An 11,831-nucleotide genomic window follows, 5' to 3' on the forward strand; every position below is an offset into this window, starting at 1 on the left:
GGGAAGTAATCGCCGACAGCGTCCTTCAGCCAGGTCGTTGTTCCGGTGGGCCCGCCAGTGCCTGCCCTTTGTCCACATAGACGCCACCGCAGCCTCCTGCGGACAGCAGTCCTCCCTACCGTGGAGCATGCCAAGACACCGGTGGCCCACCGCCGATCCCCGAGGACGGCTCCAGCCCATCCCGACTCTCGAGTACGAGGCTCAGGACAGCCGGGATGACGACGTAGAGTTGGCGCCAATCCACCCAAGACGGCGCTGGGCGGCGGCCAGGGCAGCTGCCCTGATCTTCCTCGGTGTCGCCCTGGCCATGGGTGCCGCGCTGTTCATCATGCGCAGCAGCGAACCTGTCTCCGCTGCCACCACGGTCGAACTCCGGCAGGATCTTCCCGGCGAGACGGGAGCTGCCCGTTCGCCCGGTACCGGTATCCCGGACGGTGGCCAAGGCACCGCGCAGGGGGCTGAATCCCCGGGAGGGACTCTGCAGGCGGAGCCGGAGGGCATTCCACCGGAGGCGGAGCCGGAGGGCATTCCACCGGAGGCGGACGCGGAAAAGCTCTATGTGCATATCACGGGAGCAGTCGCCCGGCCCGGCGTCGTCGAGGTGTCCCGCGGGTCGAGGATCTTCACCGTCCTCGAGAAGGCGGGAGGCGCACTCGGGGACGCCGATCTCGCCGGAGTGAACCTCGCCGCGGTGGCGCAGGACGGAGCTCAGCTCCATGTGCCAGTACAGGGCGAGCTTCCGCGGCCGGCCGTCCCCGGGGAACCTGTCCCTGCACCCCCGGGGGGCACGCCGCAGGCACAGGTCATCGATCTCAACACCGCGACGCTTGCACAACTCGACACCCTGCCCCGGGTGGGGCCGGTCCTGGCCCAGCGGATTCTCGAATGGCGTACGGCGAACGGCCGCTTCGCGCAGCCCGGTGACCTGGATGCCGTACCCGGTATCGGCCCCGCACTGCTCGAGGCGATCCTGCCCCTTGTCACCGCGACATGACACCCCGGCGGTCCCAGGACAGCGCCGCCCGACGCCGGCATTTTAGAAACGCCGGCAGTTCCGGCCCGGGACCTGCCGGTCCTGGCGCCACACCGGACGTGCAGGCACTCCAGCGGGCCACCGGACCGGGGTCCGGCACGGGGTGCGGCAGCACGGGTACGACGCCGGACGTGTCTCAAGGCGGTCTGCGCCGGGGCAACGCCGGTATCCGCGCGGCCCGAGACGCTGTACTGCGGCGTGACGTCGCACGGGTCCCGGGGCGGGTAGTGCGGCAGGAACCGGTCGGTCCGCGTGACCTCCGCCTGGGGCTTGCGGCGGTTTCGGCGTGGGTGGCGGCCGCGGTCTCGACGAATTCCCAGCCCGGGACGGTGCTGCTGGCCGCGCTGCTCCTCGCGGGTGCGGCACTGGCCGTCGCCTGCGTGCCCGTACCCCGCAGGGATGCCCGGCAGGACCACCATCGACGGGTTCACCGGATCGTCGTTCCGGTGCTCAGGGGGTCGGCGGTACCTGCTGCCGCGGCGTGCCTCATCTGCCTGGCGGCCGCGGGCAGCCTGATCCGCTTCGCAGCGGGACCGGTGGCCGAAGCTGCTGCACGGGGTGAGAGCATCACCGCGGTCCTGAGAATCGGCGGCGAGCCCACCATCGCGGCGCCGGACAGGTTCAGCGGACAGGACCGGGTGGTTGTCGAGGCGACAGTCCGCGGGGGGCAGTACCGGGGAGAGGCCTTCGTTGCAGCCGCTCCCGTGACGGTGCTCGGCAACCGGGAGTGGCTGGAGACAGGGCCGGGGGACACCGTGCGGGTCATCGGAACGCTGGCTCCACCGTCGGGACCCGGCAAGTCCGTGGCCCTGTTCATCCCGGCGACCCCGCCTGAGCTGACGCCGGTGCGCGGCTGGATGGCGTATACCGCCGGACTGCGGAACAGGTTCACCGCCGCAGCGGGAGCACGAGGCGCCGACGACGGCGGTCTCCTGCCGGGGATGGCCATCGGTGACCGCACTGGCCTCGATGAATCCCTTGCTGAGGCGATGAAAACCACAGGCCTCACCCATCTGACAGCCGTCAGCGGCGCCAACTGCTCCTACGTGCTGGCATTCGTCTTCCTGGTGGCACGGAGCGCCCGATTGCCGCGGCCCTGGGCAGCTGCGGCGGCACTCGCCGCCCTGGCGGGTTTCGTGCTCCTCGTCCGGCCTGAACCAAGTGTGCTCCGCGCGGCGGTCATGGGGTCGATCGGTGTGCTTGCCGTGCTCTCCGGGCGGGGGCGGTTGTCCCTTTCGCTGCTCTTCCTTTCCATCATCACGCTGCTTGCCGCTGATCCGTGGCTCCACTCGTCCTACGCCTTCATCCTGTCGGTGTCCGCCACGGCTGGGCTCGTGGTGGCCGGCCCTTATCTGGCCGCACGACTGAGCAGTATTCTGCCCTCCTTCGCGGCACAGCTGCTGGCGGTGCCGATCACCGCGCAGCTCTTCTGCACACCCGTGCTGGTCCTGCTGCAACCCACCCTGCCGCTCTACTCGGTTCCCGCGAATGTCGCCGCCGCTCCGCTGGTACCTGTCATCACGGTCGCGGGAATGCTGGCCATCGGCGCCCTGGTCCTCCTTCCGCCCGCGGCAGTTCCCTTCCTGATCGTCGGTCAGGTAGGGACCACCTGGGTCGCTGCAGTGGCCCGGCTCCTCCAGAACGCCCCTCACGCTTCCGTGCCGTGGCTCGGCGGACCCGCAGGTGCAGTCCTGACGGGCGTGCTGTGCCTCGCCGTCGTTCTCGCGTTCGTCTTCGGTCCTGCACTCGTCCGCGCCGGACGACGGGCCATGCCGTCCATCCGGCCACCGCCCTGGGTAATCCTGCTCGGTGGTGGTTGCGGAATCGGCCTGGTGCTGGTCATGATCCTGCTGCCGGAAGGGGATGACAGAACCGGGGGATGGGTTCTCGCCGCCTGTGATGTGGGGCAGGGCGATTCGTTCGTCCTGCAGACGGGGAAGGGGCGTGCGGTGGTCATCGACGCGGGTCCTGACCCCGGCGCCGTGGACTCGTGCCTGTCCGCGCTGTCGGTCGACGTCGTGGAGGTCCTGGTACTGACGCATCTCCACAACGATCATTATGCCGGGATCGCGGGCGTGGCAGATGGCCGCAGAATTGATGCCATCTTCTATTCGTCAGCAGAATCCGAACTGCCACGTGCTGTCCTCGATGCCGCTGAAGCTGCCGGAACGGAACCCGTCCGGATCGCCGCCGGGCACGCCTTCCGTGCCGGTGGGACTGAATTCTCAGTGCTCTGGCCGCCTCGGGATGCAGTGCCGGTCGACGAGAACGACGCCAGTGCCGTGCTGCGGGCCGACGTGGGATCACCGGGGCATACGCTCAGCATCCTGTTGACGGGGGACATCGAGGAGACCGCGTCTGCGGCGATGCTTGCACGCAACCCCGAACTCACCGAGCAGGGCATCGACGTCCTGAAGGTGGCGCACCACGGCGCACGCAACGGAGGCTCGGCCATGATTGAGGCGCTTCGCCCGAAAGTAGCGCTGATCTCCGTCGGAAAGGGCAACGATTACGGCCACCCCCATCCTGCGACGATCTCGACACTGGACACGCAGGGCACCGTCATCGCGCGGACGGACCAGCTTGGCTCGTTCACGCTGGCGATGAACGGTTCGTCCCTCGACATCCGCGGCATGCGTTGAACGACACTTTGCGGACGATCCACGGCATGGCACAGTGAAGTGTCGCATCAATCAGCCGGAACGAAGGACTCGTGGGCACAAGAGGGAACACCAACCGCAACACGGCAACCGGTGCACCGCCATCATGGCGTAATGTCCAGCCGGCGCCGATCGTCCTCCTGGCCGGGCCCGAGAACTACCTCGCCTCAAAGGCTTCGGAGTCCATCCGGCACCAGGTGCGACGAGCCCAGCCGTCGGCCGAGCTGACGACCCTCGATGCCTCCGCATACGAGGCAGGGAGCCTGACCAACCACGCCAGTCCCTCGCTCTTCGGGGACTGGAAAGTCATCGAAGTCGGTGGCCTGGCGCAGATGAACGACAGCTTCCTCGACGACGCGTTGGCCTACCTGTCCGACCCCGCTCCGGATGTCGTGCTGGTCCTGCGGCACAGCGGAGGAAACCGGGGCAAGAAACTCCTGGACGCCCTCCGGGCGGGCAACGCCGTGGAGGTGGATTGCCAGCCGCTCAAAAAGGACTCCGACAAGATCGACTTCGTCACCGAGGAGTTCCGGCTTGCGCGGCGCAGGATCGACGGCGATGCCGTCCGTGCCCTGGTGGCCGCCGTCGGGACGCAGCTGGCGGAGCTCGCCGCAGCATGCCAACAGCTGATCTCCGATGCTGAGGGGGACGTCACGGTCGAAACGGTGGAGAAATACCACGGTGGGCGGGTCGAGGTGACCGGATTCAAGGTTGCTGATGCGGCGCTCGCGGGCAGGACCGCGCAGGCACTGGCCATGCTTCGGCATGCGTTGGCTACCGGCGCCGACCCCGTTCCGCTGGTCGCGGCACTCGCCATGAAGGTGAGGGCAGTAGCCCGGGTGCACGGTGCCCGTGGTTCCTCGGCGCAGCTTGCGCGCGAGTTCGGTATGGCACCCTGGCAGGTCGACCAGGCACGCCGCGAAGCCCAGCGGTTCTCGTCCGAGGCGCTGGCCCGGTGCGTGCAGGTCCTTGCCGAAGCCGACGCCCAGGTCAAGGGAGGTTCACGTGACCCCGTGTATGCCGTGGAACGGGCCGTGACCGTGATCGCTGTCGGCGGAGGATAGTCCCGCGCCGTCGGCGGAGCGTTGGTCGACCGACCGGCAGCCCGGTTCGCTGGGAGATCGGGCGCCGTGGCAGCCACCACCGCAGATGTTAGACGACCGTGGCCGGCCCATCGGGCCGGCCACGGAAGCACAACGAGCGGAAGGTCGCCTAGAGAGCGTTGACCTTCTTGGAGATTGCTGACTTGCGGTTCGCAGCGTTGTTCCGGTGGAGGACACCCTTGCTGACTGCCTTGTCCAGCTTGCGGCCGGCGTTCTGCAGGGCTGCGGTTGCGGCGTCCTTGTCGGACGAATCAACTGCAGTGGTCACTGCGCGGATCGCGGTCTTGAGTTCGGATTTGACCGAGTTGTTACGCTGCCTCGCCTTTTCGTTGGTGAGAATGCGCTTTTTCTGGGACTTGATATTTGCCACGTATGAAAACTTTCTTTGTATTGCGGACTGGTCGTGAGGGAATTTCGGCCAACCATTGACTGAGCGGCGTGGGGATACCGTGGCGATTGGTCCAAAGTGCCCGTCGACCTGCTCGGACACACAGCTATACAGATTAGCAGAATTCGGGCCCGGATGCGGGCACCCGTCACCGGCAGGGCCGGGATGTCCCCGCCTCCGCGCGGGGTAGGTGCGCGGGACTCACCGGTGGCGGGCCTGCAGGGCCGCCGCCACCCGGTCGAAGCGGGCCCGCGGAAGCAGGGCACCGACGCGACGGACGGCTGCGGGATCCACGCTGATGATGCGGTCGAGTCCGACCTCGCTGGGGCGGCCCTTCGGGTCCCACGGACCCGCTCCGATGTCGATATAGCGGCCGTCCGAGGCGGAGGCGTTGTTGCGGTCGCGCGTGGTCAGCATGAGACCGAGAAGGCTGCCGGCCCTGCGGCCGATCAGGAGCACCGGGCGGTCCTTGCCCTGCGATGCATCCTCCTCGTAGGGCACCCAGGTCCACACGATCTCGCCAGGATCGGGCTTGCCGTCGAGGGTTGGAGAATACGAGATCCGGGGACCCGGTGTTGCCCGGGAAGGCGACGCTGCCCGCCGGATCAGTTTTCCGGCGGAACTCGCGAGGCGGAGGAGTGCGGAGGCGTTGATGCGCATTGCCCCCCGGTACGGGGCATCGCCGGGCGTCGGGGGAGCGACGTCGGATTCAAGGGGTATTCTCCGTTCGTGGGACACTGTTAACCGAGCGGCCGGAGCGAGAAGTCGTCGTCCCGGCGCCAACCCGTCCCGTCGTAGTGAGGAACCCACGTGTCACCCATGGCCCGCACCGCACCGGTGCCAGCCTCCACTGATCCGGCGATCATCAGGAATTTCTGCATCATCGCCCATATCGATCATGGGAAGTCGACCCTCGCGGACCGGATGCTGCAACTGACCGGGGCCGTGGAGCAGCGCGACATGAAGGCCCAGTACCTGGACCGCATGGACATCGAACGTGAGCGCGGCATCACCATCAAGTCGCAGGCCGTCCGCCTCCCGTGGGAGGTCGATGGCACTGCCTACGCCCTGAACATGATCGATACCCCCGGACACGTCGACTTCACCTACGAGGTGTCGCGGTCGCTCGCCGCCTGTGAGGGCGCAGTACTTCTGGTGGACGCGGCCCAGGGCATCGAAGCCCAGACGCTCGCGAACCTGTACCTGGCGATGGAGAACAACCTCGCGATCATCCCTGTCCTCAACAAGATCGACCTGCCGGCGGCGCAGCCCGAGAAGTATGCGGCCGAGCTCGCGAGCCTCATCGGTGGCGAACCCGAGGACGTCCTGATGGTCTCCGGTAAGACCGGCGTCGGCGTCGAGGCACTGATGGACAAGATCGTGCGTGACCTGCCCTCCCCGACAGGGGACCCCAATGCGCCGGCCCGTGCCATGATCTTCGACTCCGTGTATGACACCTACCGCGGAGTGGTCACCTATGTCCGGGTGGTGGACGGCAAGCTGAGCCCGCGCGAGCGGATCCAGATGATGTCCACGCGCGCCAGTCACGAGTTGCTCGAGATCGGCGTGAGTTCACCCGAACCGAAACCGTCGAAGGGCCTCGGCGTCGGTGAGGTGGGATACCTGATCACCGGCGTGAAGGACGTCCGCCAGTCGAAGGTCGGCGATACGGTCACCAATCTCGCGAAGCCCGCCGCCCAGTCCCTGGGCGGCTACCAGGATCCCAAGCCGATGGTGTTCTCCGGGCTCTACCCGCTGGACGGCACCGATTACCCGGTGCTCCGCGATGCACTCGCCAAGTTCACCCTGAACGACGCCGCCCTGCTCTATGAGCCGGAGACGTCAGCGGCACTGGGCTTCGGTTTCCGCGTAGGCTTCCTCGGGTTGCTGCACCTCGAGATCACGCGGGAGCGGCTTGAGCGCGAGTACAACCTCGATCTCATCTCAACGGCCCCGAACGTGGAGTACGAGGTCACGCTGGAGGACAAAACCGTCCTCAAGGTGACCAACCCCAGCGAGTATCCCACCGGCAAGATCGCCGAGGTCCGCGAGCCGATGGTGTCAGCGACGATCCTCGCGCCCTCGGAGTTCGTGGGCGCCATCATGGAGCTCTGCCAGCAGCGGCGCGGCGTGCTGGGGGGCATGGATTACCTGTCCGAGGAGAGGGTCGAGATCCGTTACCGGCTGCCCCTGGCCGAGATCGTTTTCGACTTCTTCGATCTGCTGAAATCCAAGACGCGCGGCTATGGGTCACTCGACTGGAAAGCGGACGGTGAGCAGGTGGCCGACCTCGTGAAGGTGGACATCCTGCTTCAGGGCGAGCAGGTCGATGCGTTCAGCGCCATCACCCACCGCGACAAGGCCTACGCCTACGGGGTGATGATGACCGGGAAACTTCGGGAGCTGATTCCGCGACAGCAATTCGAGGTGCCCATCCAGGCCGCCATCGGTGCACGCATCATTGCCAGGGAGAGCATTCGCGCTATCCGCAAGGATGTTCTGGCCAAGTGCTACGGCGGTGACATCACGCGGAAGCGCAAGCTGCTGGAGAAGCAGAAAGAGGGTAAGAAGCGCATGAAGATGGTGGGCCGCGTCGAGGTGCCGCAGGAAGCCTTCATCGCAGCTTTGTCCTCCGACGAGTCGAAGGACAAAGCTCGGAAGTGAAGTTCCTCCTGAGCTGGGTGGCCGTCCATGCCTAGCGCACTTCCCCTCGGACTTCCCGCACCGGCCGACGGCGTGCTGCCGGCGCAGGCCGCACAGGGCACGGATACCCGCAATTTCGGACTGTACGTCCACATCCCCTTCTGTGCCGTGCGGTGCGGTTACTGCGATTTCAACACCTACACGGCTACAGAGCTGGGCAGCGGTGCCTCCCAGGATGAGTACGCGGGAACCGCCCGGCAGGAACTGAAGCTCGCCGGGAAAGCCCTTGCGGCATCCGGTGTGGCCGGCAGGCCGATGTCGACGGTCTTCTTCGGCGGGGGTACGCCGACGCTCCTCCCGGCCCGCGACCTTGCGGCGGTGCTCGAATCGGCGGTCGAACTCTGGGGCCTGGTACCCGGCGCGGAGGTCACCACGGAGGCGAACCCTGATTCGGTGACGGAGGAATCGCTTCGGGTACTCGCGGCCTCGGGCTTCACCCGGGTCTCCTTCGGCATGCAGTCAGCGCTGCCGCACGTCCTGAAGGTCCTCGACAGGACCCACTCACCCGAGCGGGTCCCGCAAGCGGTGGAGTGGGCTCGACGTGCGGGCTTGAAAGTCAGCATCGACCTGATCTACGGCACTCCCGGGGAGTCCATGGCTGACTGGCGGGCCTCCCTGGAAACCGCGCTGACCTACGGGCCGGACCATGTGTCGGCATACGCGCTCATCATCGAGGAGGGCACCAGACTTGCCGGCCGGATCCGGCGGGGAGAGGTTCCGCCCATCGACGACGACGACCACGCCGACAAGTACGCCGTTGCCGACGAGGTGCTGGGTGCTGGAGGCCTGGATTGGTACGAGGTGAGCAACTGGGCGCGGACGGCCGATGACCGGTGCCGCCATAACCTCGCCTACTGGAAGGGTGACGACTGGTGGGGGATCGGGCCAGGTGCACACTCCCATATGGGCGGCGTGCGCTGGTGGAACGTCAAGCACCCACGCGCCTACGCGGCGGCACTGGACGCCGGGAATTCACCGGCAGCGGGGCGGGAGGTCCTCTCGGACCGGGACCGGTACGTCGAGGACGTACTGCTTCGGGTCCGCTTGCAGGAAGGACTACCCACCGCCGTTCTGGATCCCGGCGGCAGGCGGGCGGTGGCCGGGCTCATTGCCGACCGCCTGATCGAACCGTCGGACGCGTTCAAGGGCGTTGTCCGCCTGACGGGCGCCGGACGCCTGCTTGCCGACGCCGTCGTGCGCCGCCTGCTGCCCGACTGACCTGCCTGACTGACCTACCGGTCCGTCGGCCTGACTGACCTGCCGAGGGAGCAAATTCCGGCCCGGTTTTGGGGTCCGCACCCGGGGTCCGGCGGCTGGCTCAGGAAAGAAGGCGCAGGTTGAGGGCGTACCGGTAGGGCCTGCCCCGATTCACCTGTATTCCCGCTGTCACCGAGCAGATGGCAATAATCACCCAGATCAGGGCGTTGACGACCGCGAAGACTCCGCCGACGGTCGGCAGCAGGGACAGAAGCCAGGCGGCAAGGGCGAGCACGGTGGGTGGGAGGGTGAAATTCAGCGCCTCTTTTGACTCCTGCGCCGTGAACGGGCCGCGTTCCTTGAAGATGAGGTAGATCAGCAGCGACGGAACAAAACCCAGGATGCCGCCGAAGTGGGCGAGCGTGGCGAACTGCCGGTCCTCGGTCGCCGTCAGCGGAAGGGCATTTGCCGGCGAACCCTCGAATGCGGGTTGGCCCTCGTCAGGGCCGGGGTGCTGCCTGTCGGCGGTGTTGGACAACGTATTTCCTTTGCTGCGCGGCGGGATGTCCCGTCGAAGCCTTTTCTACAAGGGTACTTGTGTCCGGCCGGCAATCCGTCAGCCTCCCGCCTGTGGCGCCGTCAGGAAGTCGAGAACTTCCTCCACACGGCCCAGAAGCGACGGCTCGATGTCGGCATACGTGGTGACGCCTGCAAGGATTCTCCGCCATCCCGCGGCAACGGCAGCGGGGTTGGAGTGCGGCCAGCCGAGCCCCGCGAGGATGCCCGTCTTCCAGTCCTGGTTGCGCGGCACCACAGGCCAGGCCGCGAGGCCAAGCGCAGCGGGCTTTACTGCCTGCCACACATCGACATAGGGGTGCCCCACGATGAGTACATGGCCCCGGGCACCAGGCTGTGCCATCGCCTGTGCGGCGATCCGGAATTCCTTGGTGCCCGGCAGCAGGTGGTCCACCAGAATCCCGAGACGGCGGCCGGGTCCCGGCGAAAAGGCGCGGATTGCCCCCTCGAGGTCGTCAATCCCATGGAGTGGCTCGACGACGATCCCCTCGTGCCGGAGATCGTCCCCCCAGACCTTCTCCACCAGTTCGGCGTCGTGTTTGCCTTCCACCCAGATGCGGCTGGCCTTCGCGGTCCTGGCCCGGATCGCCTCGACCCGAACCGAGCCGGAGGCCGTGCGCTGCGGTCCACCCGGCGCTGCCCTCGTCGGTGCCGTAACGCGGACGGGACTTCCGTCGAGGAGGAAGCCGTGGCCCAGGCGGAAGGTCTTCAGGCGCAGTCGCCGGTCCTCAAGGACCATCACGTGAAGCCCGCCGGACTTTTCGACCCGGACCACTGCTCCGACAAACCCGCTCTGGACATCCTCGAGCACCAGACCCACTGCTGCAGCGACCTCCGGTAGTGCGGCGTGCGCGGGAGCTGAAATGTCCTGCGCACCCCAGGCGTAGTCGGCCACTGCAGTATCTCGCTTCCAGGAAGTCCGGCTTTCCTCGCCCGCGAATGGGTTCCGGCCGGAGTTTTCAATGCTAACAATCCGCGCCGACGTACTAGACTTGGCAGTTGGGCGTGTTGAGTGCTAATCGTTTCCGGTGCCGGCGGGTGCGCCGGGTAAGTGTCCTGGAGGTGAGATACGGATGAGTGAACCACGGCGCCTCGAGGTGCTGCGGGCCATTGTCGAGGACTATGTGCATTCGCGGGAACCGGTGGGTTCCAAAGCGCTTGTCGACCGCCACGGCCTCGGAGTGTCCTCCGCCACCATCCGCAATGACATGGCCGTCCTCGAGGAGGAGGGGCTGATCACCGCCCCCCACACGAGTTCGGGCAGGATTCCCACGGACAAGGGCTATCGGCTTTTCGTCGATCGTATTTCGGAGGTGAAGCCGCTTTCCGCACCCGAGAAGCGTGCAATCCAGACCCTTCTCGAGGGAGCGGAGGATCTCGACGACGTCGTGGACCGCACCGTCCGGATCCTCGCCCAGCTGACCAACCAGGTGGCCGTGGTGCAGTTCCCCCGGCTGGGCGGTGCGGCAGTGAGGCACATCGAGTTCGTGCTCCTTGCGCCGCAGCAGGTCCTGGTGGTGCTGATAGCGACCAACGGAACGGTCCAGCAGCGTGTGGTTCCCGTCCCCGGGCCGCTCCAGGAGGCGGAACTCGCGGATCTCAAGCAGCGCATTCTCGGGGCGGTGTCCGGAGTGCGGCTGACAGCCCTGCCCTTCGAGCTCGCGAACGCGGCACAGGTCCTGCCGCAGCACTTGCGGAATGCCGGTGGAGCCCTGCTCAAGTCACTGGAGCACCTGGCGGGGCTCGGCAGGGAGGACCGCATCGTGCTGGCGGGAACGGCGAACCTGGCGCGTTCCACCGTGGACTTCCCGCTCAGCATCGGCCCCGTGCTCGAGGCACTCGAGGAGCAGGTGGTCATGCTGCGGCTCCTGTCGGAGATGGAACAGGACTACCGGGGCGTGTCGGTGCGTATCGGCAGTGAGAACCCTTACGGCGGGCTTTCGGAAGCGTCGGTCATCGCCACGGGGTACGGGCCGGATGCAGGCGCGAAGCTCGGCATCCTCGGCCCGACCCGGATGGATTACCCGACCACCATGGCAGCGGTCCGTGCAGTGGCACGGTACCTCTCGAGGATCCTCGAGGAATAGCGAAGTTTCCCCGGCCCCCGGCGTCGGGAAGGATCGCGGACGGTCGCCGGTTGAACGAGGTACCGGCGGGAAGTGAATGCGGGA

10 protein-coding genes are annotated in these 11,831 nt (G+C 67.0%); 6 read left to right on the forward strand and 4 right to left on the reverse strand.

Annotated features, from left to right (window positions below; translation table 11 throughout):
• The first annotated feature begins 127 nt into the window (after positions 1-127).
• From Y704_RS22635 to holA, 3 genes are all read left to right on the forward strand, one after another.
• The gene (locus tag Y704_RS22635) at positions 128-994 is read left to right on the forward strand and encodes a ComEA family DNA-binding protein (RefSeq protein ID WP_081747408.1); all 867 of its coding nucleotides are present in this window, start codon (positions 128-130) and stop codon (positions 992-994) included.
• Positions 995-1,164: 170 nt separating this feature from the next.
• Positions 1,165-3,675, forward strand: a complete 2,511-nt coding sequence (locus Y704_RS19070) for a ComEC/Rec2 family competence protein (protein ID WP_155850213.1) — start codon at positions 1,165-1,167, stop codon at positions 3,673-3,675.
• Between the two features lie 71 nt (positions 3,676-3,746).
• Positions 3,747-4,757: a DNA polymerase III subunit delta gene (gene holA / locus Y704_RS0104905; RefSeq protein WP_026549283.1), complete on the forward strand. Its 1,011-nt coding sequence runs from the start codon at positions 3,747-3,749 to the stop codon at positions 4,755-4,757.
• Positions 4,758-4,905: 148 nt separating this feature from the next.
• Here holA and rpsT read toward each other — a convergent pair whose 3' ends face one another.
• Together rpsT and Y704_RS19075 are read right to left on the reverse strand one after the other, a co-directional pair.
• Positions 4,906-5,166, reverse strand: a complete 261-nt coding sequence (rpsT, locus tag Y704_RS0104910) for a 30S ribosomal protein S20 (RefSeq protein WP_026549284.1) — start codon at positions 5,164-5,166, stop codon at positions 4,906-4,908.
• Between the two features lie 219 nt (positions 5,167-5,385).
• Positions 5,386-5,844 (reverse strand): type II toxin-antitoxin system PemK/MazF family toxin, encoded by a 459-nt coding sequence (locus tag Y704_RS19075; RefSeq protein ID WP_035771659.1) that lies wholly within the window; start codon positions 5,842-5,844, stop codon positions 5,386-5,388.
• Positions 5,845-5,994: 150 nt separating this feature from the next.
• On the opposite strand from Y704_RS19075, the gene lepA reads away from it, so the two are divergent.
• On the forward strand, positions 5,995-7,848 hold the full coding sequence (lepA, locus tag Y704_RS0104920; protein WP_026549286.1) for a translation elongation factor 4: 1,854 nt from the start codon (positions 5,995-5,997) through the stop codon (positions 7,846-7,848).
• A gap of 27 nt (positions 7,849-7,875) precedes the next feature.
• Complete coding sequence (gene hemW, locus Y704_RS0104925; protein WP_026549287.1) at positions 7,876-9,105, forward strand: radical SAM family heme chaperone HemW; 1,230 nt, start codon at positions 7,876-7,878, stop codon at positions 9,103-9,105.
• A gap of 100 nt (positions 9,106-9,205) precedes the next feature.
• Here hemW and Y704_RS0104930 read toward each other — a convergent pair whose 3' ends face one another.
• Both Y704_RS0104930 and Y704_RS0104935 read right to left on the reverse strand, forming a co-directional pair.
• Positions 9,206-9,622: a DUF4870 domain-containing protein gene (locus Y704_RS0104930; RefSeq protein WP_026549288.1), complete on the reverse strand. Its 417-nt coding sequence runs from the start codon at positions 9,620-9,622 to the stop codon at positions 9,206-9,208.
• Positions 9,623-9,700: 78 nt separating this feature from the next.
• Complete coding sequence (locus Y704_RS0104935) at positions 9,701-10,555, reverse strand: DUF3097 domain-containing protein (protein WP_026549289.1); 855 nt, start codon at positions 10,553-10,555, stop codon at positions 9,701-9,703.
• Positions 10,556-10,733: 178 nt separating this feature from the next.
• Here Y704_RS0104935 and hrcA point away from each other — a divergent pair, with 178 nt between their 5' ends.
• Entirely contained in the window at positions 10,734-11,747 is a 1,014-nt protein-coding gene (hrcA, locus tag Y704_RS0104940) for a heat-inducible transcriptional repressor HrcA (RefSeq protein WP_026549290.1), read from the forward strand.
• The last annotated feature ends 84 nt before the right edge of the window (positions 11,748-11,831 follow it).

Source organism: Arthrobacter sp. Br18 (assembly GCF_000520555.1).
In the GTDB taxonomy this organism is placed as follows: Bacteria; Actinomycetota; Actinomycetes; order Actinomycetales; family Micrococcaceae; genus Arthrobacter_D.

Bases quoted from the DNA above. Each gene is read 5' to 3' on its own strand.
- Y704_RS19075 (WP_035771659.1), bottom strand. From the start codon at position 5,844: ATGCGCATCAACGCCTCCGCACTCCTCCGCCTCGCGAGTTCCGCCGGA.
- Y704_RS22635 (WP_081747408.1), top strand. From the start codon at position 128: ATGCCAAGACACCGGTGGCCCACCGCCGATCCCCGAGGACGGCTCCAG.
- hemW (WP_026549287.1), top strand. From the start codon at position 7,876: ATGCCTAGCGCACTTCCCCTCGGACTTCCCGCACCGGCCGACGGCGTG.
- hrcA (WP_026549290.1), top strand. From the start codon at position 10,734: ATGAGTGAACCACGGCGCCTCGAGGTGCTGCGGGCCATTGTCGAGGAC.